Here is a 26,752-nt window from a genome sequence, read left to right as displayed (position 1 = left end):
GATAAACTGGCCAGAACTCCGTTCTTTACGGAAAAAATTTCTTGAATCAAGTGGCATGAAGATCGACAAGCTCACCGGCCTGCAGGCGTTTGTCAAAACCGTGGACACCGGCAGTTTTGTGGCCGCCAGCCGGGTGCTGGAAATCTCGGCGTCTGCGGTGGGCAAGGCCGTGGCCCGCCTGGAGCACGATCTGGGTGTGCGCCTGTTGCAACGCAGCACCCGCAAGGTGCAACTGACCGAAGAGGGCCGCGCCTTCCATGAACGCTGCAAACGCATTCTGGACGACCTGGAAGAAGCCCACACCCTGCTGCAACACAGCCGCGCAGTGCCCAGTGGCCGCTTGCGGGTGAGTGCACCCATCGTGGGTTACCACTTCCTCATGCCGCTGGTGTCGGACTTTCTGGCGCGGTATCCGGCGGTGGAGCTGGACATCAACTACACCGACCGGACGGTGGACGTGATTGAAGACCGCATCGACGTGGCCATCCGCAGTGGCGACCTGCCGGATTCGCGCCTGGTGTCGGTGCCGCTTCAGACCTTCACGCTGGGGCTGTGGGCGTCGCCCGACTACCTGGCGCAATGGGGACAGCCCCAGGACATCCAGGACTTGGTTCGCCACCGCAGCGTTCGTTTTCGGCACCCCGACACCGGCAAATTGCTGGACTGGCCGGTGCTGGACCCGGCAGCCGATGTGTCACTGCCGCCGCTGAAAACCGTGCTGGCCTGCAACAACATGGAGGCCGTGCTGGATGCCGCCTTGCGCGGCCTGGGCATCGCCTGCATGCCCGACTTCTGGGCGCTGGGCGCGCGGGCCCAAGGCGGGCTGGTGCAGGTGCTGGCGCCGCACTGCGGGGCCCATGGCCAGTTCAAGGCGCTGTGGCCCTCCGGGCGGCATGTGCCCAGCAAGGTGCGGGTGTTTGTGGACCATTTGCGGGAGCACCTGGTGTCCCGCCCGCCCTCAGGCCGCTGAGGCCTTTGGCGGCGCGTTTGATGGAGCGCTGAGTGGCCCGCTCTATGGCGTGCTGGATGGCGTGCGGTGGGGGTGAGGGCGTTCGAATCGCATTTCCCGCGCAGGCCTTCCCCAGGAATGGTCGTCGTACTCCGCAGCCAGTGCAAAACCCTGGCTTTGGTACAGGTGCACGGCGGCGTCCAGCCCGCGCACCGTCCACAGGTGGGTGGCGTCAAACCCCTGGTCGTCGCAGAACTGCAGCGCTTGCGTCAGCAACTGGCGGCCCACGCCGGTGCCGCGCAAGGCATCGCCCACGATGAACCAGCGCAAATGCGCCAGGTGGTTCCCCAGGTCCTGGCCGTCAATCGCCACCGACCCAGCCACCACCCCCTGGTGCCACACCGTCCACACCTGGTTGCAGGGGTGGTCCAACCGGCCCGCAAATTCGGCCAGCCCGGCAGCCACCCGGCTTTCGAAGGGTTGTCCGTATCCCATGGACTGGCTGTAGTAGGCTGCATGCAGGTTCACCACCTGGCCGATCAGGCCGGGGCGGTAGCCGGTGACGATGTCGATGGGGACCATGGGGTTCTGCACGGTGGGATGGTGGACAGGAGATTTGAACATGGCCGGCAAAATGCCCATGCCTTCCTCAGCGGTGCCTGGGCACCGTGCCCCCGGTGTGGGGTTTGAACAGCCGTTCGAGATGCTGTCGGCCTGCCACGAGCGGGTGCAACGCTCACTCACGCTCATGCAACGCCTGGCCGACCACCTGACGCAACGCGGTTGGGATGGGCAGGCGGCGTCTGCCGCATCGGACGTGATGCGTTACTTTGACCTGGCCGCCCCGCATCACCACCAGGATGAAGAGCTGCATGTGTTTCCCCCGCTGCTGGCGCAGGGTGACGCCGCCTTGTGCGCCGCCGTGCAACGCTTGCAGCAAGACCATGCCGCCATGTCCGCCGACTGGCCCGCCGCCCGCGCCGTGCTGCAACGCGTGGCGGCCCATGAACCCGCCGCCCCTTGGGTGCCATTGACGGACCCCGAGCATGCACACCTGGCCCGCTTTGCCGGGCATTACGCGCAGCACATCGCGCTGGAAGACGGGGTGGTCTACCCCGCCGCCCAGGCGCTGCTGCCCCCCGAGGTGCTGGCGGCCATGGGCCACGAGATGCAGGCGCGCCGCAGCGCCCCCCGTCACCAGGGGGATTGACCGCCCAGGCTGTCCAGCCCCGGCGGGGGCAGGGGGCTTTGCGGGCGTTGGCCGTCCAGCCGCATGGGGTTGGCCACCATGGGCGGCGCACCGTCGGTGCTGGCGGTGAGGGTCATGCCCCGGGCCTGGGTGTGGGGGTGCGCCAGCACCTGGCCCACGTCCAGGATGGGGGAGCAGGGCACCGCGGCATGTTCCAGCAACGCCACCCATTCGGCGGTGGTGCGCTGCAGGGTCCAGCCGGTGATCAGCGGGATCAGCGTGGCGCGGTTGGCCACGCGTGCAGCGTTTGTGGAAAAAAGAGGATCTGCTGCTTTATTGGCGTCATTTGCTGCTATGCAAAAGCGAGCAAACTGGCCGTCGTTGCCAATGGCCAGCACCATGTGCCCGTCGGCGGTGGGGAACACCTGGTAGGGCACGATGTTGGGGTGGGCATTGCCCATGCGCTGGGGCGTCTTGCCGCCAATGAGCTGGTTGCTGGCCTGGTTGGCCAGCATGGCCACCTGCACGTCGAACAGCGAGGCGTCGATGTGTCGGCCCCGTCCGGTGCGCTGGCGCTCGTGCAGCGCGGCCAGGATGGCGGTGGTGGCGTACACCCCGGTCATCAGGTCCACCACGGCCACGCCCACCTTCTGCGGCTCACCGTTCGGTTCGCCGGTGATGCTCATCAAGCCGCCTTCGGCCTGGATGGCGAAGTCGTACCCCGCCTTGTGCGACAGCGGGCCGTCTTGCCCGTAGCCGGTGATGGAGCAGTAGATCAGCCCGGGGTTGAGGGCGCGCAGGCTCTCGGCGTCCAGCCCGTACTTGGCCAACTGGCCCACCTTGTAGTTCTCCAGCAGCACGTCGGCCTGGGCGGCCAAGGCGCGCACCTGGGCCGCCCCCTCGGGCGTGGCAAGGTCGATGGCCAGCGAGCGTTTGCCCCGGTTGGCGCACATGAAATAGGCGGCGGTGCGGGCCGTGGCCGGGTGGGCGTCGGCGCTGGCGCTGGCATCGGGGGCGCAGGGCTCCCACCAGGGCGGGCCCCAGTGGCGGGTGTCGTCGCCCACTTCGGGGCGCTCCACCTTGAGCACGTCGGCCCCGTAGTCGGCCAGCAGCTGGCCCGCCCAGGGTCCGGCCAGCACGCGGGAGAGGTCCAGCACCTTCACACCGTCCAGCGGACGGGGTGGGGCGGTTTCGGTGGGGTTGTCCGCCATGTTCAGCGGCCTTTCAGCAAAACGCCTGGATGCCGGTCTGGGCACGGCCCAGGATCAGGGCGTGGATGTCGTGCGTGCCCTCGTAGGTGTTGACCACCTCCAGGTTGACCAGGTGGCGGGCCACGCCGAACTCGTCGCTGATGCCGTTGCCGCCCATCATGTCGCGGGCCAGGCGAGCAATGTCCAGGCTCTTGCCGCAGCTGTTGCGCTTCATGATGCTGGTGATTTCCACGGCGGCCGTGCCTTCGTCCTTCATGCGGCCCAGGCGTAGGCAGCCTTGCAGGCCCAGGGTGATTTCGGTCTGCATGTCGGCCAGTTTTTTCTGGATGAGCTGGTTGGCCGCCAGCGGGCGACCAAACTGCTGGCGGTCGAGCGTGTACTGGCGGGCGGTGTGCCAGCAGAACTCCGCCGCGCCCAGGGCCCCCCAGGCGATGCCGTAGCGGGCGCTGTTGAGGCAGGTGAACGGGCCTTTCAAGCCACGCACCTCGGGGAAGGCGTTTTCTTCGGGGCAGAACACCTCGTCCATGACGATTTCCCCGGTGATGGACGCACGCAAGCCCACCTTGCCGTGGATGGCGGGGGCAGAGAGGCCCTTCCAGCCCTTTTCCAGCACGAAGCCGCGGATGGCACCCACGGTGCCGTCTTCTTCCACTTCCTTGGCCCACACCACAAACACGTCGGCAATGGGGGAGTTGGTGATCCACATCTTGGCCCCCGAGAGAGAGTAGCCACCGGGCACCTTCTTGGCGCGGGCCAGCATGCTGCCGGGGTCGGAGCCGTGGTTGGGTTCGGTCAGGCCGAAGCAGCCGATCCATTCGCCGCTGGCCAGCTTGGGCAGGTACTTCTGCTTGGTGGCGTCGTTGCCGAACTCGTGGATGGGCACCATCACCAGGGACGACTGCACGCTCATCATGCTGCGGTAGCCGCTGTCCACACGCTCCACTTCGCGGGCGATCAGGCCGTAGGCCACGTAGTTCAGGCCAGCACCGCCGTACTGCTCGGGGATGGTGGGGCCCAGCAGACCCAGCTCGCCCATCTCGCGGAAGATGGCCGGGTCGGTGCTTTCGTTGCGGAAAGCCAGTTGCACCCGGGGCATGAGCTTGTCCTGGCAATAGGCGCGGGCGGCGTCACGAATGGCGCGTTCGTCGTCGGTCAGTTGCTGGTCCAGCAGCAAAGGATCGTCCCATTGAAAGCGTGCGGCGGAAGTGCTCATGGTGTTTCGGGTGAAGGGTTGACAATGCTGTTGATCGTATTTGGCATAAGTGACCGTCTGCAAGCCATTTTTTCTCGGTCATTCATGAGTTAATCTCATGACTCATGAGGCGAAAGATTCCCACCACCCAGGCCCTGGCCTGTTTCGAGGCCGCGGCACGCCACGGCAGCTTCACCCGTGCGGCCCAGGAGCTGAACCTGACACAAGGGGCCATTTCCCGGCAGGTGGCGGCGCTGGAAGACTTTCTGGGCGTGCCCCTGTTCAAACGCGGCCAGCACGGCATGGCCCTCACCCCGGCGGGGGTGGACTATGCCCGCCGCGTGTCCCGCCAGCTGGACGCCCTGGAGCGTGACACCCTGGACCTGATGGGCCGCCAAGGCGAGGGCGACGCCCTCACGTTGGCGGTGGTGCCCACCTTTGCCAACCGCTGGCTGATTCCCCGCCTGCCCGGGCTGATGCGGCTGCACCCCGAGTTGCAGGTGCACATCGAGGTGCGGACCCGGCCCTTCCTGTTCACCGATTCGGGGGTGGACGCCGCCGTGTACGCTGGCACGCCCGAGCAGGTGCAGCAGTGGGTGGGGGTGGAGGCCCTGCCCCTGCTGGCCGAGCAGGTGGTGCCCGTGTGCAGCCCTGGGTTGCTGACCCGGGGCCGAACCTGGACGCCCCACGAACTGGCGCAGGCCCCGCTGTTGCAACCCGCCACCCGGCCCGAGGCGTGGCGGCAGTGGTTCGACGCGCTGGGTGTGGACGCCCCCAAGGCCATGGCCGGGCCGCGTTACGAGCTGTTTTCCATGCAGGCCACGGCAGCAGCAGCGGGGCTGGGCGTGGCGCTCATGCCCACGCTGTTGATTCAGGACGAACTGGCGCGGGGCACCCTGGTGGTGGCGTGTGACGAGCGGCGGCCCAGTGGCCGCCACTACTGCCTGGTGCAGCCCAGCCGCCCGGAGCGCCCGGCGTTGGCGGCGTTTCGGGACTGGCTGGTTCAGCAGGTGGCCGGTGCAGTGGGTGTGGTCGAGCCCAGCAAGCCCTTGAGGTAAATGGCCAGCACCTGGCGTGCGGTGGCCTCCAGGTTGAACGTGTCCGGTGCCACCAGCCAGGATTGGATCAACCCGATCACCAGTGCATGCAAGCCGTTGGCCGCCTGGTGGGTGGGCACCGTCAGTTGCAGGCCCTGGCGCTGGGCCGACGTTTCAATGCCGTGCTGGATCTGCTCCACACAGCGGCTGTACACCGCCCGGTGCCGCTCCTGCACGGCCAGCAGTTCGTCCACATACTCCACCTTGAGGGTGGCCACCTCGAACACCTGCCGGGTTCGTGGGTCGTGGGCCACCTTGTGCATCACGTCCAGCATGGATTGCACCACTTGCTCCAGCGGGTCCTGGGCCTCGCTCTGGGCGTGCTCGCACAGCGCCGACTCCATGGGCAGGGTGATGCGGTCCATCATGGCGTTGAACAGGTCGGCCTTGTTCTTGAAGTGCCAGTAAATGGCCCCGCGGGTGGTGCCTGCCGCCTGGGCAATGTCGGCCAGCGAGGTGCGCGACACCCCTTTGACGGCAAACACCCGCTCGGCGGCGTCCAGCAACAGCTGACGGGTGGCAAGGGCATCTTCTTTGGTTCGTCTCACGTCAGTTTCTTCTCTTTACCATGCATTCACACAGGGTTATTGTGACCCATCAGCAAACATACATTCGTGTATGTATACTGCGGCAGCCGCTTGAATTGTGACTTTCTGCAAGATTTTCTTCCCTGGGGTTTACGCCATGCACCACTCCCATTTTTTTGCGCTGACGCGCCGCGCCCGCAACCGTTTGAACCTTCCATCGGCCCTGACGGCGGTGGGCCTGGCGGGGGCCTTGGCCCTGGCGGGCTGTGGCCAAGGCGGCAGCGGCTCCACACCGCCCGGCGGGGGCATGCCGCCTGCCGAGGTGGGGGTGGTCACGGTCACCCCCGGTGACGTGGGCCTGCTCACCGAGCTGCCGGGTCGGCTCGAAGCCTCCCGCGTGGCCCAGGTGCGCGCCCGTGCGGCAGGCATCCTGCAAAAGCGTTTGTTCCGCGAAGGCAGCGACGTGAAGGCCGGACAGCCCTTGTTCCAGATCGACGACAGCAGCCACCGCGCCACCTTCGACAGTGCACAGGCCACCCTGGCCAAGGCCGAGGCCAACCTGTCGCAGGCCGCCGCGTTGGCCGAACGTTACAAGCCCTTGGTAGAGGCCAAGGCCGTGAGCCAGCAGGAGTTCGTGAATGCCCAGGCCGCGCACAAGCAGGCCCTGGCCGACGTGGCCGTGGCCAAGGCCGCGGTGCAGACGGCACGCATCAACCTGGATTACGCCAACGTCACCTCGCCCATCAGCGGGCGCATCGGGCGGGCGCTGGTGACCGAGGGCGCGCTGGTGGGGCAGGGAGAAGCCACGCCGCTGGCGCTGGTGCAGCAGATCGACCCGCTGTACGTCAACTTCACCCAAAGTGCCACCGAGGCGCTGAAGCTGCGCCGGGCGCTGGAGGCTGGCCAGCTCAAGAAGGCCGGGGCCGAGGCGGCCGCGGTGCGGGTGGTGCTGGACGACGGCACCGAGCATCCCAAGGCGGGCAAGCTGCTGTTTTCCGACCTGAGCGTGGACAGCACCTCGGGCCAGGTGACCCTGCGGGCCGAGGTGCCCAACCCCGGTGGCGTGTTGCTGCCGGGCCTGTTTGTGAAGGTGCGCCTGGAGCTGGCCACGGCCAGCAACGCCATCACCCTGCCGCAGCAGGCGGTCACCCGCAGTGCCCAGGGCGACACCGTGATGGTGGTGGCCGAGGACGGCAAGGTCAGCCCCCGTCCGGTCAAGGTGGGGACGCAGCAGCTGGGCCAGTGGGTCATTCTGGACGGCCTCAAGCCCGGCGAGCAGGTCATGGTGGACGGCTTCCAGAAGCTGCGCGGCGGTGCGCCGGTCAAGCCGGTGCCGTGGAAAGCTGCCGGTGCTGCGGCCAACGCCCCTGCGGCACGCTGAGGGAGGAATGCACACATGGCCAAGTTCTTCACCGAGCGCCCCATCTTTGCGTGGGTGATCGCCCTGTTCATCATCGCCCTGGGGGCGGTGTCCATCACCCAGCTGCCCATTTCGCAATACCCGCCGGTGGCGCCGCCGTCCATCGTGGTGTCGGCGGCCTACCCGGGCGCTTCGGCCCAGACGCTGGAAGACAGCGTGCTGGCCGTGATCGAGCGCGAAATGAACGGCTCGCCCGGCCTCATCTACATGGAGTCGGTGGCGCAGGCCGACGGCACCGGCAACATCACCCTGAGCTTCCAACCCGGCACCAACCCGGACCTGGCGCAGGTGGACGTGCAAAACCGCCTGTCGCGGGCCACACCACGCCTGCCCTCGGCGGTGACGCAGCAGGGCGTGCGCGTGGACAAGTCGCGCACCAACTTCCTGCTGGTGGCGGTGCTGTCGTCCGATGACCCCGCCTGGGACCCCATTGCGCTGGGCGACTACGCCTCGCGCAACGTGGTGCCCGAAATCCAACGCCTGCCCGGTGTGGGCCAGGCCCAGCTGTTCGGCACCGAACGGGCCATGCGCGTCTGGATCGATCCGGCCAAGCTCCAGTCGTACAACCTGACCGCCGCCGATGTGTCAGCCGCCATCCGCGCCCAGAATGCCCAGGTGTCCTCGGGTGAAATGGGCAGCCTGCCCAACGTGGCGGGGCAGGGCATTGCCGCCACCGTGGTGGTGCGGGGCCAGCTGAGCGACGTGGCCCAGTTTGGCAACGTGGTGCTGCGCGCCAACACCGATGGCTCTGCCGTGCGCCTGAAGGACGTGGCCCGCATTGAACTGGGCGCACAGGGTTACGCCACCTCGGCCCGGTTGAACGGCAAGCCGTCCACCGCCATCGGGGTGCAGCTGTCGCCCAGCGGCAATGCACTGGCCACGGCGCAGGCCGTGCGCGCCAAGATGCAGGAGCTGGAACGCTACTTTCCGCACGGCATGTCGTGGACGGTGCCTTACGACAGCTCGCGCTTCATTGAAATTTCCATCAAGCAGGTGGTCGAGACGCTGGTGGAAGCGGTGGTGCTGGTGTTTTTGGTGATGTTCCTGTTCCTGCAGAACATCCGCTACACCCTCATTCCCACCATCGTGGTGCCGGTGGCGCTGCTGGGCACGTTTGCCACGCTGCTGGCCATGGGGTATTCGATCAACGTGCTCACCATGTTCGGCATGGTGCTGGTGATCGGCATCGTGGTGGACGACGCCATCGTGGTGGTGGAAAACGTGGAACGCATCATGAGCGAGGAAGGCTTGCCACCGCTGCAGGCCACGCTCAAGGCCATGGGCCAGATTTCCGGGGCCATCATCGGCATCACCGTGGTGCTGATATCGGTGTTCGTGCCGCTGGCGTTTTTCAGTGGCTCGGTGGGCAACATCTACCGGCAGTTTGCGGTGGTGATGGGCGTGTCCATCGCGTTCTCGGCCTTCATGGCGCTGTCGCTCACCCCGGCGTTGTGCGCCACGCTGCTCAAGCCCGTGCAGGCGGGGCACCACCACGCCAAAACCGGCTTCTTTGGCTGGTTCAACCGTGGGTTTGCCCGTGCGGCCAAGGGTTACGAAGGCGGTGTGGCGCGCATGCTGCCGCGGGCGGCACGCTTCCTGGTGATTTACTTGGCGCTGGTGGCGGGGGCGGTGTGGGTGTACATGCGCCTGCCCACCTCTTTCCTGCCCAATGAAGACCAGGGCACCATGATCGTCAACGTGCAACTGCCCCCTGGGGCCACGCAGGAGCGCACCCGCTCGGTCATGGAGCAGGTGGAAGGTTTCATCCTCAAACAGCCCGAGGTGCAAAGCATCGTGGGCGTGCTGGGCTTCAGCTTCTCGGGGCAGGGGCAGAACGCCGCCCTGGCCTTTGTGACCCTCAAGGACTGGTCCGAGCGCCAGGGCCCCGGCAGCTCCGCCCAGGCCCTGGCCGGGCGCTCGTTTGGCGCGTTGATGGGCATTCGCGATGCCTTCATCTTCCCGCTGAGCCCGCCGCCCATCCCCGAGCTGGGCACGGCCTCAGGCTTCACCTTCCGCCTGCAAGACCGCGGTGGCCTGGGGCACGACGCCCTGCTGGGTGCACGCAACCAGTTGCTGGGCATGGCCAGCAAGAGCGCGGTGCTGACCCAGGTGCGCCCCGACGGCCTGGATGATGCCCCCCAGCTCCAGCTGGACATTGACCGCGACCGCGCCAACGCCCAGGGCGTCAGCTTCGACGCCATCAACGGCGTGATCTCCACCGCGCTGGGCTCGGCCTATGTGAACGACTTCCCCAGCCAGGGGCGCATGCAGCGCGTCATCGTGCAGGCCGATGCCCCGGCCCGCATGCAGCCGGAAGACCTGCTCAAGCTGACCGTTCTCAACAACAAGGCGCAGAGCGTGCCGTTGTCGGCATTTGCCACCACCCGCTGGGTGACGGGTGCGCAGCAAACCGTGCGTTACAACGGCTACCCGGCCATGCGCATCAGCGGTTCCGCCGCCCCCGGCTACAGCACGGGCGACGCCATGGCCGAAATGGAGAAGCTGGCCGCCCAGCTGCCCACTGGTTTCGGCTTTGAGTGGACCGGCCAGTCGCGCGAAGAAAAGCTGGCGGGCTCCCAGGCCATCGTGCTGTACAGCTTTGCCATCCTGGCGGTGTTCTTGTGCCTGGCCGCGCTGTACGAGAGCTGGTCCATTCCGTTCTCGGTGATCCTGGTGGTTCCCCTGGGGGTGCTGGGTGTGTTGCTGGCCACGCTGCTGCGGGGGTATGCCAACGACGTGTACTTCCAGGTGGGGCTGATCACCATCATCGGCCTGTCGGCCAAGAACGCCATCCTGATCATCGAATTTGCCAAGGACCTCCAGGCCCAGGGCAAGAGCGTGGTCGAGGCCGCGCTGGCGGCGGCGCACCTGCGCTTTCGCCCCATCGTCATGACCTCGCTGGCCTTCATGCTGGGGGTGTTGCCCCTGGCACTGGCCAGCGGGGCGGGCTCGGCGGCGCAACGGGCCATTGGCACCGGCGTGATCGGCGGCATGCTCACCGGCACGGTGTTGGCCGTGGTGTTCGTGCCCACCTTCTTTGTGGTGGTGCGCAGCCTGTTCAAGGGCAGCGACCGCCAGCATCAATTTGACCTTGCACACAGCCACGTGCACGACGCCGCGCAGGAAGGCAACGCCCATGATTGAGATCCAAACCCCTGGCACCCGCCTCCGCCCCCGCCGCCTGACCGCCCTGACGGCGGCCACCGCTGCGCTGCTGCTGAGCGCTTGCAGCCAGATGCCGGTGTACGAACGGCCCACCGCCCCGGTGGCCGCGCAATGGCCCGCCAGCGCCGGTGCCACGGATGCAGCCACGGACACCGCCCCGGCCACCCAGGCCGCGGCCGATGTGGCGTGGCAAAGCTACTTTGCCGACCCCGGCCTGCAACAGCTGATCGAGCTGGCGCTGGCCCACAACCGCGACCTGCGCGTGGCCGCGCTCAACATCGAGCAGGCGCGGGCGCAGCTGGGCATCCGCCGGGCCGACCAGTGGACCACGGTCAACGCCACGGTGGCGGGCTCGCGCACGCCCACCAGCAGCGGGGGCATTGCCAGCACCTACACCGGCGGCTTGCTGGTCAGCTCGTACGAAATCGACTTCTTTGGCCGCGTGGCCAGCCTGAAGGAACAGGCCCTGGCCCAGTACCTGGCCACGCAGGAGGCCAGCACCAGCGCCCGCATCAGCCTCATGGCCACGGTGGCGCAGACCTGGATGGCCCTGCTGGCCGACGCCGAGCTGCTGCGCCTGACCGAGCAGACCCTGACCACCCGCGAAGACTCGCTGCGCCTGGTGCGTCTGCGGTACGACCACGGCGTGGCGTCCGAGCTGGACCTGCGCTCGGCCGACTCGCTGGTGCAAACGGCACGCGCCACCCTGGCCCAGCAACAACGCCAGCGTGCCCTGGACGAAAACGCCCTGACCCTGCTGCTGGGCCAGCCCGTGCCCCCGGCACTGCTGGCCAGCGCCTTGGCCAGCCTACAGCTGCCGGAGTTGCCCGCAGGCCTGCCGTCCGAGCTGCTGACCCGCCGCCCCGACATCCGCCAGGCGGAGCAGCAGCTCATCGCGGCCAATGCCAACATCGGCGCGGCCCGGGCGGCGTTTTTCCCCCGGATTTCGCTCACCGCGGGGGTGGGTTCGGCCAGCAGCGAGCTGTCGGGTCTGTTCAAGAACGGTTCGTGGGGCTTCACCCTGGCCCCGCAACTGCTGCTGCCCATTTTTGACGCCGGGCGCAACCAGGCAGCGCTGGAGAGCGCCCAGGCAGCGCGTGACATCGCCGTGGCCCAGTATGAAAAAGCCATCCAGGCCGGTTTCCGTGAGGTGGCCGACGCCTTGGCCGGGCGTGAAACCCTGGCCCGCCAGCTGCTGGCGCTGGAGGCGCAGGCCGAGTCCGAGGCGCAACGCCTGCGCCTGGTGGAGTTGCGCTACCAACAAGGCGCGTCCAGCCAACTGGAATGGCTGGATGCCCAGCGCAGCGTGTTTGCCGCCCGGCAGGCCGCGGTGCAGGCCCGCCTGGCCACCCTGCAAAACCAGGTGGCGCTGTACAAGGCGCTGGGCGGCGGCGTGGCGCACTAACATCCCGCCCATGACCCACTTAGACACCCCCGGCGGCGGCGACGACCGCCTTGAACACTGCGTGCAGGCCAAGGTGGCCGAAGCCCTGGCCATCGAGTCCGGCATCCGGCTGGCCCGCGACGGACTCCCCCTGCCCGAGGCCGAGCGCCGCCTGCTGCTGGAGGTGGCGTTTCGCGACATTGCCAAGGCCACCAGCGTGGACCACCTGAAAACCGCCCCGGCCGATCTGCTGGAGAACTTTGCCGTGATTGCGCTGCAACGCAACCACAGCGTGCAGGGCGAGCTGGTGCAGCTGATTCGCCTGTTCCTGATGGCCTATGCCGACCCCGCCACCACCCACGAGGCCACCCGTTTGGTCACCGAGTTGGAGGCCACGCTGCAAAAGCTGTTTTCCACCCGCGGGCCGTCGTTCTCCAAGGGGTTTGAGCCCATGCCGGGCAACACCGCGGTGGTGGTGAATTGAGTAAAAAAACAGCGCCTACCGCTTTTTAAATAAGCGATAGGCGCTATGTTTTTGATTGCATCACCCCGTCCCGCTGACACGGGCTGGGTGGCTCGCTCAGGCTCAGAAGTTGGCGTCGCCCACGGGCATGGTGTGGTTGCGCAGGGCGGTGCGGCCTTCTTCGCGGGCCTGCTCGCGGGTGAGGGGGGCGGCGGCTTCCTGCACGGTTTCGCCATTCACCTTGTGAGCGGCCTGGGCCGACGTGACGGCCTCGTTGCGCACCGTTTCGCGGGTCAGCAGGGAGGGGGCAGGGGCTTCCACCTGGTCCACGGCAGAGAACTCGCCGGAGGCGGGGAAGGCAAACGCGGCGGTGGCACCGATCAGGGCTGCGGCAACGGCGATGGAGCGGAATGTGCGGTTCATGATGAACGTCCTTTCAGGCTGGGTTTGGAGGGGTCGGGCGGTGGGCTGTTTGATGTGCGACTCACCGATGGGTTGAACTGTACTCTTGTGTTTTTTGAAGAAAAACAGCCAAAAATTCCATGATATATTTTTGAAATAGAAATAATGAAGTTCACAGCCCCCATGCCCCGAGAGAAGGAGTCGTCATGGATCGACTGATGTCCATGCGTGTGTTTCAGCAGGTGGCCGAAGGCGGCAGCTTTTCCGGGGCCGCCCGGGACCTGGACATGTCCGCCGCCGTGGTCACCCGCCTGGTGGCCGACCTGGAAGCCCACCTGGGCGCACGCCTGTTGCAGCGCACCACCCGGAGGGTGGCCCTGACCGAGGCCGGGCAGGCCTACCTGGAACGGGTGCGCCACATCCTGCAAGACATAGAAGAAGCCGACGCCCTGGTCAGCGCCCAGACCGAAGACATGAGCGGCGTGCTGCGCATCCAGGCCCCGGCGGTGTCGGCCACGCATTTGCTGGCCCCGGTGGTGCCCAAGTTCCGCCAGCTCTACCCCCGGGTGACCCTGGACATCAACGTGGACGACGCCCACGAGCCCCGCATTGAAGACCACGACCTCACGCTGATCGGCGTGGAAGGGGTGTTCGACGCCAACGTGATCGCCCGCCCCGTGGTGCAGTCACGGGTGATCCTGGTGGCCGCACCGTCCTATGCCCAACGCCGCCCCTTGCCGACCGAGCTGAGCGAACTGCCCTTGCACGATTGCATGCGCTTGCGTGTGCCCGGCACCCGGTACAACGTGTGGTCCCTGAGTCGCTGGGAGGCGGGTGCTCCGCAGGGTGAGGCGCAGGAGTTGACGGTGTCCAGCATCCTCGCCTGCAACCACCTGGACACCCTGCTGCGTGCCACGCTGGATGGGGCCGGCATTGCCGCCATGCCCGTGGAACTGGTGGCCCGCCACCTGGTGGAAGGCCAGTTGGTGCGGGTGCTGCCGCAGTGGATTGCCGGGCAGTACTCGGTGTACGCCGCCATGCCCAGCCGCCGGTTTGTGCCCCGCCGGACCCGGGTGTTTCTGGACTACCTGACCGACCACACCCGCGAACTGGTCAACGAGGTGATGAAGGGCATCAACGAGTGCTGCGCCGCGTCGGCGGGCTGAGCGGCCCAGGACGGGGCGGGGGGCCGGGGGTCAGTGGGCCCCCGTTTCCGCCGCCAGCCATTCGGTCTTGAGGTAGGCGTAAATCACCGGCGCGGTGATGACGCCGGGCACGCCAAAGGCCGCCTCCATCACCAGCATGGCCATCAACAACTCCCAGGCCCGGGCGTTGATCTGCGAGCCCAGGATGCGCGCGGCCAGAAAGTACTCGGCCTTGTGCAGCGCCACCAGAAACACCAGCGACGCCACCGACGCCACAAAGCCCGACGACGCGCTGACCACCACAATCACCGTGTTGGACACCAGGTTGCCCAGCACCGGGATGAACCCCATCACCAGCGTCAGCAGCACCATGGTCTTGGTGAAGGGCAGCGAAATGCCGAACAAGGGCAGCACCGCCATCAGGTACACCGCCGTGGCCGTGGCGTTGATGGCGGCAATCTTGCCCTGGCCCACAAACACCTTTTCAAAACAGGCGGTGAACCGGCGGGCGCGGCAGATCAGCGCCGCCCGCAGCGGGGCCTGGGTTTCGTCGGCAGACACCTGCCGCGCCGCCACCATGCCGCCCACCACGCAGCCGATGATGGCGTGCACCAGGCCCACACCCACGTCCTTGCCCGCCGCTTGCAGCTGACCGGCGTGGTCCTTGAGCAGCTGCACCACCTCCGACTGGATGTCGTCCGCCGACGTGGGCAGCGAGCCCACCAGCCAACTGGGCAGGATGCCCTGCGCATTGGCAATGATTTCGGCCATCTTCTGCCACAGCCCGGCCAGCCCCTGCGCCGAGGCAAAGTGCAGCTGGTTGACCAGCACCGCCACCGCCAGCGAAAACACCAGCACCACCACCACCGCAATGGCCGCCGTGGCCCACAAACGCCCGCGGGCATCGTCCAGGTGGCTCAGGTACCGGCGGCTGATGCCCGCCACCAGCACGTACACCAAAAAGCCCGACAGCGCCGCAGGCACCAGGTGCAACCACAGGCACAACAAAATGGCCAAGGCGGCCAACACGTAACTGGCCATGGGCCGGAGGTTCATTGAGGTCATGAGGCAAAAACTCCCTGGAAGATGGCGGGGACCGCGCTGGGGTGGCTGAATGTATGCATCAAATTGGCTTCTGGCGCTTTTATATCAAGCGTGAGCAGCTATCAAATTTGAATATTCTTGTGCGGAGAAGTGTCGCACAATCTGATTTTGCGACACTTTATCTGTCGCATAAAATTCTTTGCGACACTTGGAGCCTTTCCCATGCCACGCACCACGTCATCCCAAGAGTTGGACATGCTGGTCGAACGGATCGGGGCCGACCCTGCGGGCTTGCGCATCGACACCCTGCTGAACCAGCTGGGCGACCGCTACCAGCGCCGCACCCTGCAGCGACGTCTGGCCCTGCTGGTGGCCCAGCAACGCATTGTGATGCAGGGAGAAAAGCGCGCCGCCCGCTACCGCCGCCTGGACCCCCCGCCCCAGGCGCCCACCCCGTTGGAAACCCCTGCACCAGACGGCATTCCCTTGTCCGCCCAAGGGGCCGAGATCCGTGCCCATGTGTCCCGACCCCGGCACCTGCGCAGCCCCATGGGTTACCGGCTGGCGTTTTTGGAGCAATACCACCCCAACCACACGGCCTACCTGCCGCAGGCGCTGCGCGAGCAGCTCCATGCCCTGGGCCGCTCGCCCGCCCATCAAACCCCGGCGGGCACGTTCGCCAAGGACATCCTCAACCGGCTGCTGATCGACCTGTCCTGGGCCTCATCCCACCTGGAAGGCAACACCTACAGCCGCCTGGACACCCAGCGGCTGATCGAACACGGCCAAGCCGCCGAAGGCAAGGACGCACTGGAAACCCAGATGATCCTGAACCACAAGCAGGCCATCGAGTACCTGGTGCTCCACCCCGAGCACGCCCAGGTGCAAACCTCCACCCTGATTGCGCTGCATGCCTTCCTGTCCGACGGCCTGATGGCCGACCCCGCCGCGGTCGGGCGCATCCGCCGCCGCGCCGTGGAGATTGGCGGCAGCGTGTACCAGCCCATGGCGCTGCCCCAGCGGCTGGAGGAGCTGTTGGGCATCGTGGTGCAGATGGCCGCCGAGGTGGTGGACCCGTTCGAGCAGGCCTTCTTCCTCATGGTGCACCTGCCCTACCTACAGCCTTTTGAAGACGTGAACAAGCGCGTGTCGCGGCTGGCGGCCAACATCCCGTTCATTCGCCACAACCTCTGCCCACTGTCCTTCATCGACGTGCCGCAGCAGGTCTATGTGGATGCCATGCTGGGCGTGTACGAGCTGAACCGGGTGGAGCTGCTGCGCGACGTGTTTGTGTGGGCCTACGAACGCTCATGCCAGCAGTACGTGGCCGTCAAGCAAAACCTGGTGCCGCCAGATTTGTTTCGGCTGCGCCACCGGCAGGCGCTGGCCGAGGTGGTTGCCGCCATCGTGCGACAGGGACATGCGGCCACAGAACACGCGGTGCTGAGCCTGATGCCGACAGCGGTGCCCCGGGCCGAGCACGCACGTTTTGTTCAGCTGGTGCTGGCCGAATTTGCAGCGCTGCACGAAGGCAATGCCGTGCGGTTTGGCATTCGGCCGTTGGAGTTTTCAGCGTGGTTGGGCTTGCAGCGGGGCGAGGGGTAGCGGATCGGTTCACTCCAGGCATCATTCGATACTGCTTGATTGACATGGGCTTGATGCCCACAAAGTGGCCACAGGGAATGAACAAGAAGAACCTCTCCGAAAGCGACGTCTGCGACACGTTCAGCCGCATGGACCCGCTGTACCGGGCGATCCGCCTGCGCGACACGTTGAAAGCCATCTTGGTGCAGAGCCTGGAAGGAGGGCGGCCATGAACCCCATTGCCATTTACCAAAGTGCCAGCGGAGCGGTCGAAGTTCGGCTGGACAACGACACCGTGTGGCTGAGCCAAGAGCAGATGACCCAGCTTTTTGGCCGTGAACGCTCTGTCATTACCAAGCACGTGCGCAACGTGTTTGCAGAGGGCGAGTTGGACGAAAAAAGCAATGTGCAAAATTTGCACATTCCCCACTCCGACAAGCCCGTCCGGTTCTACAACCTCGACGTCATCATCTCCGTCGGCTACCGCGTCAAATCGCCCCAGGGCGTGCAGTTTCGCCAATGGGCCACCCGCCTGCTGCGCGAGTACCTCACGCTGGGCTACACCGTCAACCGCCAGCGCTTCGAGGCCAACGCCGCCGAGCTGGAGGCCGCGCTCACCCTCATCCGCAAAGCCGCCCAAACGCCCGAACTCAACGCCGACACGGGCCGGGGGCTGGCTCTTGTGGACGTCAGAGTTCTGGATCATTTGATCATTGCCGGCAATAGTTCTCTGAGCTTTGCGGAAAGGGGCTTGGTTTGAACCGGGAGATCAACGTTCAACAAGAGCAATTCAGAGTTTTACCTCGTATCGTAAGAAGTCACTTAGGTGTTTCGACTCCGCAACGTCGTCGTGCGGCACCAGCAAGTACCGCCACGGCTTGGTGCCGACTGTTGCCGCGTGATCCGAAGCGTGCTTGCACCACCGCGCAGCGGCAGCAGCCTTGGCCTGAACTTCCTGAGTATTGATGTCGGCTCTTGCCTTGGTTTCGACCATGAAGATGGTCGAATCCGTTTCCGCCACGAAGTCAGGGATGTACTCCGGCTGCTCAGTGCCCAGCTTGTAGTAAATCTGGAACTGGCCCTTGGCAGGCTTGAACCACTTCGACGCGTCGCGCTCAAGGATGACGGCGAAGCGACGTTCCGTGTCGGAGTCGAACTTCTGTAGCGGGTAGAGACAGCGCGCGAAGCCACCGAACAGCATCTGCTTGATCCGGCCCAGTTCAGTCACGGTTTCCCGGAAGTGGTGTGCTGTCTGTCCTGCAGTGGCTGTGTAGTTGCAGGCTTTCAGTTCCGTGAAACCACGGCTGACCTGCACCTCGTACTCGGTCGCTTCCTCCCAGAAGTGCGCCATCATCTGCGCGTGAATTTCACGAGCGATCAGGCGGCGATCCCGATCCAGCACGCCTCTGGCATCCGCTTCGGATAGGTACCCCTGCAGGTGCTGCACCATCTGCCCGGAGAGGTCATAGAGCAGATCGGCGTGCGTGAAGTAATCGATGTCGTCGAAGTCCACCAGCGCATGGACGATGTAGTCCTCCAGCCGCTGCTCCTTAAGGCCGACTTCCGACGCCAGCGTGTCCTGCTCGTTGGTGTGCAGGTTGTGAATGATGATCTCGCGCTCGCCGGGCTGAAGGTGTAACTGAGCGACGTCGAGCTTGAACGGGTGGAAGCCCGTGGTGACTTCGCCGGTCGGCACCACCGCAATGCGGGGAATGTCGATGGTTTGCTGGACGACGATCTCAGTGGTCTTGGCCACCACGGCCGAGAGGTCAAGTGCAGGCACCCCGTCGTCGGCACCCGTCAGCAGCTCACCCTGAGCAGGCTTCAGGCGCTCGGTCACCTCAGCCAAGATCGCAGCCTGCACGTCTACGTTGAGCAGTGCGCCGCTGGTCGGGACGAGATCGCGCTTGACCTCGTACTTGCCGATGACGTCCATCACAACGCGGGCGGCTTGGCGTTCGCGTTCCGTGGCGAATACTGGCGCGGGGGCTGGGCTGGCCGAGGCCGTGCCTGCGTTTGTCGGGGCGTTGGCGATAGTGGGCGCATCGGCAAGCCCCAGGCGCGTCATCGCACCCGAGCCGACCTGGACGCTCACCTTCTTGTCGTCGGCGCTCGGCGCTTCAAGAATCACCTGCTTCAGCCTGATCGGTGAATCGCCCCGGTTGGCTTCATCGATGATTTCCTGAAACTTGTCGTGCGCGACGATGTTGAGGCGATCAACTGCTGCCACGCCTGTGCGTTTGCCGTAGGGCAGACGCAACCCGCGACCAATCGACTGCTCAATCAGCGTGCGCGCATTGGCCGCACGCAACGGAACGATGGTGTAGAGGTTGGTGACATCCCAGCCCTCTTTGAGCATGTTGACGTGAATGACGATCTCGGTCGGCTCGTCCACGCTCTCCACCGCGAGGAGGCGCGTGATCATCTCTTCCTCCTCCGCCCCCGTGCGGCTGGAGTCGACCTGAATCACCTTGCCTTGATAGCGTCCTTCGTAGAAGGCTTCTGACTCTAGAAGCGCCAAAAGTTGCCCAGCGTGAGTGGTATCACGCGCAATCACGAGCATGAACGGCTTCACCACCTTCACGCCGTTCTCGCGGGCATAGGTCAGCAGCTCCACCTTGGTGGTTTCGTGCAGGCGCACGCCGTCTTCCAGCTTGGTCTTTTCGATCTCCTCGGGCGTGTGCGCCTTTGCGTCGAAGTTGCGCTGGGTCACTGCGGCGGGCTCTTTGACGAAGCCGTCTTCCATCGCTCGTGCCAGTGGGTAGTCCATCACCACGTTCTTGAACGGCACGGGGCCGCGCGTGGACTCCACAAATGGTGTCGCCGTCACCTCCAGGCCGAACAGCGGCTTCAGCTCATTGATGGAGCGAACACCAGCGCTGGCGCGATAGCGGTGCGACTCATCCATCAGCAGCACGAGATCTGGCAAATTGGCCAGATGGTTGAAGTAGCTGTCCCCAAGCACTTCCTTCATCCGCTTGATGCGCGGCTCCTTGCCGCCACGCACCTCGGAGTTGATCTTGGAGATGTTGAAGATGTTGATGCGCACATCGTGGGCAAAGCCCATCGTCTGATCTTGAACAACCGCGCCGGTCTGGTCGTAGTTGTCGCCGGTGATGATCAGCGGTGGCTGTTGTGCGAACTCGGCAATGCCCTTGAAGACGTACTTTGGCGTGTTGCGCGTGAAGTCTGCGATCAGCTTGTTGTAGATCGTCAGGTTCGGTGCCAGCACGAAGAAGTTGTTGATGCCGTGCGCCAAATGGAGGTAGGCGATAAATGCGCCCATCAGGCGAGTCTTGCCGACGCCGGTGGCGAGCGCGAAGCACAACGACGGAAACTCCCGCTCGAAGTCCTCTAAGGTTGAGAACTCGGCCTTCAGTGTGGAGAGAATCGCCGTCACATCCTGCTCATGACCGAGCAGATCAGGGGCTGCTTCCAGCGCACGCACCAATTTCGAGAGAGATTCCGCCTGTGGAGGCCGAAGAGACAATCGACCGGTGACGGCGTTCAGGACGCGTGCGTTCATTATTCGTTCTCCCCAAACAGACCGCCTTGCCCGGCGTTCGCGGGGGCAGATTTCTTGCTTTTCAGTGCTGTAGAGCTATCCGCAGCCACGGCCTTTTCGACCTGAGCCATAGGCAGATTCGCCACATTCAGGCTGTAGTCGTCGTGGCCCCATTCACAGCGGGCCAGCACCATCTTTGGAATCTTCTTCAGCGTCAGATTCGGCCAGCGCTCGGACGCCTTGGTTGCCGTGACACCGTGGAAGGCGGCACAGCACACGAGCAGACTTTGGTCGCTGCCGACTTCGTCGGAGAGTGCTTGCAACTGTTCCGCAGAGAGGTTCTGCGTGGTCACGTAGATGAAGTCGCGTTCGCTGGAGTGGCCGTGCTGCCACCATTGCACTTCAGATGGCGCGTAATTGAAGCCCTCGAGTTTGCACAATGCTTCTGCGAGGTGCGTCGCGTCATATTCCGGATTAATGACCGGATTGCCCCAGCGATCGTTGACGATGAGGCTTGGCGCAAGAGTGAAATAGCGGAAGCCGCCGCCGCCCTGCCAATTAACTGCGTCGGTGATGCCCCCCTTGTCGTCGCCGTCAATAACTTTTCGCAGACGTGGGATAACGTGCGTGTGGCAATGCTCACCCAGCTCCACCATGATCCAACGGCGGCCCATTTTGTGCGCAACTGCACCTGTGGTTCCTGAGCCCGCAAACGAGTCCAGGACAAGGTCGCCAGGAAGGGTTGCGAGATGAAGAATCCGATGGATGAGTCGCTCAGGTTTTGGGGTGTCAAATACCGTGTCTGCATCAATCTGGAGGATTTCCTTCTTTGCCTCCTGGTTGTTTCCAACTTCGTTATGGAACCAAATTGATTGCGGTGTGAGGCCGCCCTCCATCTCACTGAGATACTTTTTTAGGCGTGGAAGGTTGCTGCCATTTGGGCCGAACCATAGGCGGTTATCCGCTTTCAGCTTTTCAATATTTTCTTTTGGACGGCTCCAACTGCGCCCCTTGGCTGGAAATACCGTTTTTCCAGAGGGAGTAATTAGACCCCAGTAGTCCCGGTCCCGATGCTCCGCACGCGTAAGGTCAGTCGCTGTCCATGCGCCTCTTGGATCGTTGTCTGGATTTTTGTATCTCTCATCCATTTCTGCTGAGCGCGGGAGAGCGTTTGGAAACCAACGACTCTTGTCCAATGCGTAGCAAAGAATGTGGTCATGACTACTGCTGATCCACTTTGCATCGTTCTGAGGAGAGAATTTCTTCTGCCAGACAACATTGGAGACGAAGTTGGATCTCCCGAAAATCTCATCGCACAATACCTTTAGATAGTGTGCTTCGTTGTCATCAATCGTAATCCAAAGCGAACCATCGGAAGACAATAAGCGCTTGATGATCTCCAGTCTGTCGCGCATCAAGCCAAGCCAAATTGAGTGCTCTAGTCCATCGTCGTAATGTGTGAAAGCACTGCCAGTGTTGTAGGGTGGGTCGATGAAGACGCACTTCACTTGGCCTGAAAATTCTTGCTCTAGGGCCTTCAGTGCCAACAAGTTGTCGCCAAAGATCAGGCGGTTATCGAAATTGTCCGCGTCCGAAACACGGTGCTTGGCGTGATACGATTTTTCCGAGTTTTCAACCAAGATGCGTGGCTCAAGCTTTGGGCGCTTTTCCTTGCCAATCCATGTGAGTTCGAGCTTTTGCTTCATTTCTTTTCCTCAATCTGCGGCGCTTTGGATGTCAGGTACCGGAAAACGCGCTCTAATGGAAAGTCTTCCTTCTTTTGCGCTACACCCTTTACCGCCTTATATTCGTCGGTCTCATCAAGCCCGTAGGCTACGGCCATGCATTTGTCCAGCAACCGGACGGTGTTACCTTGATTCTTAAAGAAAGCCAACACGCTACGCCCTTGACCAACTTGTGATTCCGCTTGCTCCCAACAGAGCTGCCGGTATTGGTCGAGAGTGGGGCTTAGGAGCGCGTTGAGTCGCGTTGCGTCCATTACCTCATGACCAGTCAATAGCTTGCGACAAACTTTTGCAAGCACACTGGTTACGACAAAGATGCCGTGTTGGTAAAAAAGTCCTTCCGCTCCTCGAGTCGCCGCAGAATTGGCTGCAAGCACATCCCGGACAAACCGAAAGAACAAGACCTTATTTGCGAGTTGCGCGCCGGACGATGAAGCGGAGAACAAGGTCTTGTACTCGGGGGAATCGGCATTCTGAAATCTGACAACTTCGTTTTTCAACCAGAACGCGTATCTCGGATCGGCCTCGAACAAGGCGAGAGCCTTCATGGCCTGCTCGATGGTGATGGTGTTGGGCGATCTCTCTGCGTTAACAGGTGTCGCTTCAGGCCGGTAGTGGTAGCTGAAACCGAGATAAGACAGTTCTCGGCGCAAGTCTTCCTGGCGTGGATCAAGCGAAGCAAAATTGCCGGTCGAAACAGGATTTTGGTGATTGCGTGCACGTGTCACTGACCGTCCGAATTTGCCTTCTGAGTCGGCCTTAATGATCGTCACCAAGACCTTCGCAGTCGAGATGTCGCAATCCGGATTCTGTGCAACGAAATCTGCAGACGAAGAGATAGTTTGTGCGCCGTTGATGACCGAAAGTCCGCGCAGTTTCAACCGCTTCGTGGCCCGAGTGCCTCTTGGCTGCTCGATTAGATCCGCCAGCGCCGTGATGCCGTTATTTAGGTAGAAGAACTCATCAGGCGCTGTTCGCAAGGTTTCCTGGATCGACTTATTGACGTCCGACGTCCTTGTGCCAAGGAAATAGCGAATGTTGCGTTCGTATAGCGCCTTCTGATGCTTGTTGTGCAGGTCCACTAAATCGGAGATCAAGGCGATGCCAATGTGCGTATCAGGATGCCCTCCGAGATGTTGCCATTTACTCAAGTTCAACGAGTCATTCACAACGCCGACGCTCTGCTCTGCGAGAAGATCTGCTTGGACCCTCTCGGGTCCATATTCTTCGACTTGAGACGCAATGCGCGAGGATTCGTGGTGATCTTCTGCTTCAGTGAGCTCCTTTAGCGCGGCTTTCGCGTGCTCAGAAACTCCTGTTCCGATATAGGCAATAACCAATTGAATATGGTCTGCTTCGTCAAACGCATTGTCTAACTCTTCTTCTCGAAGTTGAACGTTTGCATTGAAGCGCTTGTACTTTTGATCGAGTAGCAGTTCCACACCATTCCGGAACTTAATGGCGTCTTCTTCGCTGAACTGTTCGCGCTCGCGAAATTTCGTTTGAACTAGATAAAGAGTTTTCTTGGTGCTTGCGTAGTAGATTGCATCGATGCCATTGTCATCAAAATCATCAACAACCGATTTCGCCGACACTGCGATTCCGATATCCAGCATCTTGTGCAGAGCAAAAGCGCTAAAGGCTCGCGATAGCTGCTTCTTGTCTTGCTCTTCTTGCGGGGGCTTCTTATCGAGAAGCTCAGGTAGATGCGGTACGAAGTCTTTCCCGAGTTTGTCTCTCAGGATGTTCAGAAAATTGGGGGCAAGTGCAGCCATCACACGAGCTCCCATTCGATGGTGAACAGCGTGTGTTCGACAACCTGCTGCTGCAGCTGCACTTCCAGTTGCGTGATCAGGTCGTTGCGCTGGGCTTCGACCTCGTCTTGCCGGGCGAACAACTCGCGCCGCAGCTTGGTGCGCTTGGCTTCAAGCTCCCGCTGGCGCTTCTGATGAGCCAGCTTTTCTTCGAGCGTGGGTGAGGTTGCCGCTGTACGGCGCACTTCCTTGATCTCGGCATCGATGGCCTTGATCTCTTGCTCAAGCCCCAGCTTCAAATCATCGGCCCAGGCATCCAGCTTCTGGACTTCCTGGTCGAAGTAGCCGAGGTTGCGCTGGTTGATCTCACGGAGCAGGGCAATCTTGCGGGCCTCCACGTCGTCCACGAGGGTGGCGTCCGCCGCGTTGAAAAGCCCGGCCGATTGCGACCGTGCAGGCAGACGCAGCAACTTCTCCGGGTCATCCTCTGCGAGTGCCTGTCCATCTGAAGTACTGGCCGCCACCACCAAGTGCTGTTCCTCGTTACCGAGCGCTTCCACGGATACCAGTTTCAGGGTCAGCCAGCCAGTCTTGCCTCGATAGGCCTTGAGCGTGCTGATCTGCGTGCCGTAAGCGTCATAGTCAAAGACCAGCCGGGTGCTGGCGAGTTCGCGGGTTTTCGCTTGATGGGTAACCCAGACGGCGAGCGGATGTCCGATCCGGTAGAGGTGTGCATCACCGGAGCGTCGAGGAAGCTCGTAGCGCCCCAGATCGATGCCGTCGAGAGCCGCTTCCGGTGCGCTTTGAAGGACGAATCCGTCGGCGTCAAAAGTGGCGCAGTCGGCCAACTCTGCCCTGGTCAGATCCATGAGCATTCGTTCGTACTTGCTGCGTGCGGCGCGGCTGTCCTCTGCGCGGACGCGCAACTTGTCTTGGACTTCCTCGTCGAAGTTCTCGAGCAAGATCTGGCGCGTTTTGACCATCGCCTCGCTGATCTCGCCCGACAGGTCGAGCTGCAACTGCTCGAAGCTGGCCTTGATGGCATCCGGATCACGGCAGTTCTGGTAGATATCGGCAATGCGCCGTTCAAAGTCCACGCCCGAGCCGATGGCCCCAAGCACCTCGTCGCTGGCTCCGAAAACGCCCTCGAAGAGCTGAAACTTCTGCGCCAGCAGCTCATAGACACGCGCGTCTGCCTCGTTGCTGCGGTCGACGAAATTCACCACCACCACGTCGAACTTCTGGCCATACCGATGGCAGCGCCCGATGCGTTGTTCGATGCGCTGCGGATTCCAGGGCAGGTCGTAGTTGATGACCAATGAGCAGAACTGGAGATTGATGCCTTCGGCACCGGCCTCGGTGGCAATCATCACCGTGCCGCGCTCCTTGAAGTGCTCGACCAAGGCGGCTCGGGTATCGGCGGTCTTCGAGCCCGTGATGCGATCCGTTCCCTCGTGGCGCTTGAGCCAGTCTTTGTAGACGGCTTGTGCCCGGGCATCGCTGTTGGTGCCGTTGAACAGCACGATGCCTTCCCCGTAGGACGTGTCCGCCAAGAGCGAGAGGAGGTATTCCTGCGTGCGCTTTGACTCGGTGAAGATGATGGCCTTCTTGGCCGCACCTAGGCGTTCCAGTTCGGCGAACGCTCGATCCAGGGCAGTTAAGAGCGCCTTGCCCTTGGAGTTATCGCGGATGTTGGTCGCCAGCGTCTTGAAGTGCCGAAGCTCGGCAATCTCCTGCGCTACGGCATCGCGCTCGTTGGGCGTCGGCGGCGCTGTGCTTGGGTCTTGCCCATTCCACTCGTCGGCGGTTTCGTCGAGCGACTCATAGTCTTCGTCCAGCACGTCGGCAAGATCTGGAACATCCGAGGACTCGTCCAGCTCTCCTTGCAGGCGCTTGGCCATCGTCTCCAGGGCACCCGCGATGGCGTGAGTGGAGGAGGCAAGCAGCTTCCAGAGCACCAGAGAAATCAACTGGCGCTGGCCCTCTGGCAGAGCCTTGAGGTTGGGGCGCCGCAGGTAATCCGCAACGAGGTTGGACAATTCCCGCTCCTCTGTGGAGGGCGTGAACTCCTCGACGATTGCCTTGCGAGCGGTGTACGGGACGTACTGTTGAACTTGGCGGCGCAGGGTTCGCTTGCAAACCGGTGCCAGCCGGGTCCGAAGCGCGGCAAACGCCTGCTCTCTGGGTTGGGCAGTGAACTGGGATCGAAAGCTGTCGATGTCGCCGAAGACTCGGTCATCGATCATGCTGACCAGGCCGTAGAGCTCCAGCAGCGAGTTTTGCAGCGGCGTGGCGGTCAGCAGCACCTTGGAGTGAACGCGGGCCAGCGCCTCCTTCAGGGTCTTGGCGATGACGTTGCTGGTCTTGTAGACGTTGCGCAGACGATGCGCTTCGTCGAGCACGACCAAGTCCCAGTCGATGTCCTTGATGTCGTCCGCTTTGGACTTTGCAAACTGATACGAGCAGATGACCGGCCCCGATGCCATCAGGAATGGGTTCTGGCGTTCCTGCTTGCGGATGGTGTTGTAGTTCTTGGCCTCAAGGATCAGGCCCTGCAGACTGAACTTGTCCTGCAGCTCTTGATGCCACTGCTTGCGCAAGTTGGCGGGTACGATGATCAGGATGCGGCGACGGCGCTCGGCCCAGCGCTGTGAGATGACAAGACCAGCCTCGATGGTCTTTCCGAGCCCGACCTCGTCCGCCAGGATGACGCCGCGCGACAGCGGATTGCTGCAGGCGAAGAGAGCCGTCTCGACCTGATGCGGGTTGAGGTCGACCTGCGAGTCGACGAGGGTGGATGCAAGCGACTCGACCGTGTCGCTTGGCGCACGTCGCGTCAAAAGCCAAGCGTAATACTGGCTTTGATGCTGCGTTAATCGCATCTCTGAATCCAATCGTCACCCCCTAATTTTGTGTTCTATCGTAGCAACGATTTGTCGGGGCAGAAATCGACTCACAAGGGTTGTCTGGTGCTGA

21 protein-coding genes are annotated in these 26,752 nt (G+C 63.3%); 11 read left to right on the top strand and 10 right to left on the bottom strand.

From position 1 onward, the window contains the following. Window positions 1-61: 61 nt before the first annotated feature. On the top strand, window positions 62-970 hold the full coding sequence (locus tag ACYVB7_RS11590; protein WP_460507786.1) for a LysR family transcriptional regulator: 909 nt from the start codon (window positions 62-64) through the stop codon (window positions 968-970). A 42-nt stretch (window positions 971-1,012) separates the two neighbouring features. Here ACYVB7_RS11590 and ACYVB7_RS11585 read toward each other — a convergent pair whose 3' ends face one another. Beyond that, on the bottom strand, window positions 1,013-1,531 hold the full coding sequence (locus ACYVB7_RS11585; RefSeq protein ID WP_460507654.1) for a GNAT family N-acetyltransferase: 519 nt from the start codon (window positions 1,529-1,531) through the stop codon (window positions 1,013-1,015). 40 nt (window positions 1,532-1,571) lie between these two features. On the opposite strand from ACYVB7_RS11585, the gene ACYVB7_RS11580 reads away from it, so the two are divergent. Then, window positions 1,572-2,159, top strand: coding sequence for a hemerythrin domain-containing protein (locus ACYVB7_RS11580; RefSeq protein ID WP_460507652.1), 588 nt, complete (start codon window positions 1,572-1,574; stop codon window positions 2,157-2,159). Here the strand turns inward: ACYVB7_RS11580 and ACYVB7_RS11575 are convergent. Beyond that, on the bottom strand, window positions 2,144-3,349 hold the full coding sequence (locus tag ACYVB7_RS11575; RefSeq protein WP_460507650.1) for a CaiB/BaiF CoA transferase family protein: 1,206 nt from the start codon (window positions 3,347-3,349) through the stop codon (window positions 2,144-2,146). The two genes, ACYVB7_RS11580 and ACYVB7_RS11575, sit on opposite strands and share 16 nt — an antisense overlap. Window positions 3,350-3,362: 13 nt before the next feature. Further along, window positions 3,363-4,562 carry an acyl-CoA dehydrogenase gene (locus ACYVB7_RS11570; protein ID WP_460507648.1) on the bottom strand — a complete coding sequence of 400 codons (1,200 nt, stop codon included), beginning with the start codon at window positions 4,560-4,562 and terminating at the stop codon, window positions 3,363-3,365. A gap of 104 nt (window positions 4,563-4,666) precedes the next feature. Between ACYVB7_RS11570 and ACYVB7_RS11565 the strand changes: the two genes are divergently transcribed. After that, window positions 4,667-5,599, top strand: a complete 933-nt coding sequence (locus tag ACYVB7_RS11565) for a LysR family transcriptional regulator (protein ID WP_460507646.1) — start codon at window positions 4,667-4,669, stop codon at window positions 5,597-5,599. Here the strand turns inward: ACYVB7_RS11565 and ACYVB7_RS11560 are convergent. Then, on the bottom strand, window positions 5,545-6,186 hold the full coding sequence (locus tag ACYVB7_RS11560) for a TetR family transcriptional regulator (RefSeq protein ID WP_460507644.1): 642 nt from the start codon (window positions 6,184-6,186) through the stop codon (window positions 5,545-5,547). The two genes, ACYVB7_RS11565 and ACYVB7_RS11560, sit on opposite strands and share 55 nt — an antisense overlap. Window positions 6,187-6,322: 136 nt before the next feature. Between ACYVB7_RS11560 and ACYVB7_RS11555 the strand changes: the two genes are divergently transcribed. From ACYVB7_RS11555 to ACYVB7_RS11540, 4 genes are read left to right on the top strand one after another with little or no spacing between them, the layout of a single operon-like run. Beyond that, window positions 6,323-7,546, top strand: a complete 1,224-nt coding sequence (locus tag ACYVB7_RS11555) for an efflux RND transporter periplasmic adaptor subunit (RefSeq protein WP_460507641.1) — start codon at window positions 6,323-6,325, stop codon at window positions 7,544-7,546. A 15-nt stretch (window positions 7,547-7,561) separates the two neighbouring features. Further along, window positions 7,562-10,729: an efflux RND transporter permease subunit gene (locus tag ACYVB7_RS11550; protein WP_460507639.1), complete on the top strand. Its 3,168-nt coding sequence runs from the start codon at window positions 7,562-7,564 to the stop codon at window positions 10,727-10,729. Further along, on the top strand, window positions 10,722-12,155 hold the full coding sequence (locus ACYVB7_RS11545; protein WP_460507637.1) for an outer membrane factor lipoprotein domain-containing protein: 1,434 nt from the start codon (window positions 10,722-10,724) through the stop codon (window positions 12,153-12,155). The genes ACYVB7_RS11550 and ACYVB7_RS11545 overlap by 8 nt, the downstream gene beginning before the upstream one ends. 10 nt (window positions 12,156-12,165) lie before the next feature. Then, window positions 12,166-12,618, top strand: a complete 453-nt coding sequence (locus ACYVB7_RS11540; RefSeq protein ID WP_460507635.1) for a hypothetical protein — start codon at window positions 12,166-12,168, stop codon at window positions 12,616-12,618. A gap of 102 nt (window positions 12,619-12,720) precedes the next feature. On the opposite strand, the gene ACYVB7_RS11535 is transcribed toward ACYVB7_RS11540, so the two are convergent. Then, window positions 12,721-13,020 carry a hypothetical protein gene (locus ACYVB7_RS11535; protein WP_460507633.1) on the bottom strand — a complete coding sequence of 100 codons (300 nt, stop codon included), beginning with the start codon at window positions 13,018-13,020 and terminating at the stop codon, window positions 12,721-12,723. 185 nt (window positions 13,021-13,205) lie between these two features. Here ACYVB7_RS11535 and ACYVB7_RS11530 point away from each other — a divergent pair, with 185 nt between their 5' ends. Continuing rightward, complete coding sequence (locus ACYVB7_RS11530) at window positions 13,206-14,165, top strand: LysR family transcriptional regulator (protein ID WP_460507631.1); 960 nt, start codon at window positions 13,206-13,208, stop codon at window positions 14,163-14,165. A 30-nt stretch (window positions 14,166-14,195) separates the two neighbouring features. Here ACYVB7_RS11530 and ACYVB7_RS11525 read toward each other — a convergent pair whose 3' ends face one another. Beyond that, window positions 14,196-15,209 (bottom strand): AI-2E family transporter, encoded by a 1,014-nt coding sequence (locus ACYVB7_RS11525; protein WP_460507629.1) that lies wholly within the window; start codon window positions 15,207-15,209, stop codon window positions 14,196-14,198. Window positions 15,210-15,410: 201 nt separating this feature from the next. Here ACYVB7_RS11525 and ACYVB7_RS11520 point away from each other — a divergent pair, with 201 nt between their 5' ends. From ACYVB7_RS11520 to ACYVB7_RS11510, 3 genes are all read left to right on the top strand, one after another. Beyond that, on the top strand, window positions 15,411-16,793 hold the full coding sequence (locus tag ACYVB7_RS11520; RefSeq protein ID WP_460507627.1) for a Fic family protein: 1,383 nt from the start codon (window positions 15,411-15,413) through the stop codon (window positions 16,791-16,793). A gap of 77 nt (window positions 16,794-16,870) precedes the next feature. After that, window positions 16,871-17,005, top strand: coding sequence for a hypothetical protein (locus tag ACYVB7_RS11515; RefSeq protein WP_460507625.1), 135 nt, complete (start codon window positions 16,871-16,873; stop codon window positions 17,003-17,005). Further along, on the top strand, window positions 17,002-17,532 hold the full coding sequence (locus tag ACYVB7_RS11510) for a virulence RhuM family protein (RefSeq protein ID WP_460507623.1): 531 nt from the start codon (window positions 17,002-17,004) through the stop codon (window positions 17,530-17,532). Before ACYVB7_RS11515 ends, ACYVB7_RS11510 begins: the two co-directional genes overlap by 4 nt. Before the next feature lie 30 nt (window positions 17,533-17,562). On the opposite strand, the gene ACYVB7_RS11505 is transcribed toward ACYVB7_RS11510, so the two are convergent. The 4 genes from ACYVB7_RS11505 to ACYVB7_RS11490 are packed head-to-tail and all read right to left on the bottom strand — an operon-like array spanning window position 17,563 to window position 26,658. Beyond that, complete coding sequence (locus tag ACYVB7_RS11505; RefSeq protein ID WP_460507621.1) at window positions 17,563-20,298, bottom strand: DEAD/DEAH box helicase family protein; 2,736 nt, start codon at window positions 20,296-20,298, stop codon at window positions 17,563-17,565. Beyond that, complete coding sequence (locus ACYVB7_RS11500) at window positions 20,298-21,983, bottom strand: site-specific DNA-methyltransferase (RefSeq protein WP_460507619.1); 1,686 nt, start codon at window positions 21,981-21,983, stop codon at window positions 20,298-20,300. The genes ACYVB7_RS11505 and ACYVB7_RS11500 overlap by 1 nt, the downstream gene beginning before the upstream one ends. Then, the gene (locus ACYVB7_RS11495) at window positions 21,980-23,797 is read right to left on the bottom strand and encodes an AIPR family protein (protein WP_460507616.1); all 1,818 of its coding nucleotides are present in this window, start codon (window positions 23,795-23,797) and stop codon (window positions 21,980-21,982) included. The genes ACYVB7_RS11500 and ACYVB7_RS11495 overlap by 4 nt, the downstream gene beginning before the upstream one ends. Further along, entirely contained in the window at window positions 23,797-26,658 is a 2,862-nt protein-coding gene (locus ACYVB7_RS11490) for an SNF2-related protein (RefSeq protein WP_460507614.1), read from the bottom strand. The genes ACYVB7_RS11495 and ACYVB7_RS11490 overlap by 1 nt, the downstream gene beginning before the upstream one ends. Window positions 26,659-26,752: the final 94 nt, after the last annotated feature.

This window comes from Hydrogenophaga soli (genome assembly GCF_054777695.1).
Note: the sequence above shows the minus strand (reverse complement) of the source record. Positions and strands in the feature narration are given on the sequence as shown.

Excerpts from the sequence above, each read along its gene's own strand:
- ACYVB7_RS11585 (WP_460507654.1), bottom strand. The coding sequence starts at position 1,531 with ATGGTCCCCATCGACATCGTCACCGGCTACCGCCCCGGCCTGATCGGC.
- ACYVB7_RS11580 (WP_460507652.1), top strand. The coding sequence starts at position 1,572 with ATGGCCGGCAAAATGCCCATGCCTTCCTCAGCGGTGCCTGGGCACCGT.
- ACYVB7_RS11575 (WP_460507650.1), bottom strand. The coding sequence starts at position 3,349 with ATGGCGGACAACCCCACCGAAACCGCCCCACCCCGTCCGCTGGACGGT.
- ACYVB7_RS11570 (WP_460507648.1), bottom strand. The coding sequence starts at position 4,562 with ATGAGCACTTCCGCCGCACGCTTTCAATGGGACGATCCTTTGCTGCTG.
- ACYVB7_RS11565 (WP_460507646.1), top strand. The coding sequence starts at position 4,667 with ATGAGGCGAAAGATTCCCACCACCCAGGCCCTGGCCTGTTTCGAGGCC.
- ACYVB7_RS11555 (WP_460507641.1), top strand. The coding sequence starts at position 6,323 with ATGCACCACTCCCATTTTTTTGCGCTGACGCGCCGCGCCCGCAACCGT.
- ACYVB7_RS11550 (WP_460507639.1), top strand. The coding sequence starts at position 7,562 with ATGGCCAAGTTCTTCACCGAGCGCCCCATCTTTGCGTGGGTGATCGCC.
- ACYVB7_RS11545 (WP_460507637.1), top strand. The coding sequence starts at position 10,722 with ATGATTGAGATCCAAACCCCTGGCACCCGCCTCCGCCCCCGCCGCCTG.
- ACYVB7_RS11540 (WP_460507635.1), top strand. The coding sequence starts at position 12,166 with ATGACCCACTTAGACACCCCCGGCGGCGGCGACGACCGCCTTGAACAC.
- ACYVB7_RS11535 (WP_460507633.1), bottom strand. The coding sequence starts at position 13,020 with ATGAACCGCACATTCCGCTCCATCGCCGTTGCCGCAGCCCTGATCGGT.
- ACYVB7_RS11530 (WP_460507631.1), top strand. The coding sequence starts at position 13,206 with ATGGATCGACTGATGTCCATGCGTGTGTTTCAGCAGGTGGCCGAAGGC.
- ACYVB7_RS11525 (WP_460507629.1), bottom strand. The coding sequence starts at position 15,209 with ATGACCTCAATGAACCTCCGGCCCATGGCCAGTTACGTGTTGGCCGCC.
- ACYVB7_RS11520 (WP_460507627.1), top strand. The coding sequence starts at position 15,411 with ATGCCACGCACCACGTCATCCCAAGAGTTGGACATGCTGGTCGAACGG.
- ACYVB7_RS11515 (WP_460507625.1), top strand. The coding sequence starts at position 16,871 with ATGAACAAGAAGAACCTCTCCGAAAGCGACGTCTGCGACACGTTCAGC.
- ACYVB7_RS11510 (WP_460507623.1), top strand. The coding sequence starts at position 17,002 with ATGAACCCCATTGCCATTTACCAAAGTGCCAGCGGAGCGGTCGAAGTT.
- ACYVB7_RS11505 (WP_460507621.1), bottom strand. The coding sequence starts at position 20,298 with ATGAACGCACGCGTCCTGAACGCCGTCACCGGTCGATTGTCTCTTCGG.
- ACYVB7_RS11500 (WP_460507619.1), bottom strand. The coding sequence starts at position 21,983 with ATGAAGCAAAAGCTCGAACTCACATGGATTGGCAAGGAAAAGCGCCCA.
- ACYVB7_RS11495 (WP_460507616.1), bottom strand. The coding sequence starts at position 23,797 with ATGGCTGCACTTGCCCCCAATTTTCTGAACATCCTGAGAGACAAACTC.
- ACYVB7_RS11490 (WP_460507614.1), bottom strand. The coding sequence starts at position 26,658 with ATGCGATTAACGCAGCATCAAAGCCAGTATTACGCTTGGCTTTTGACG.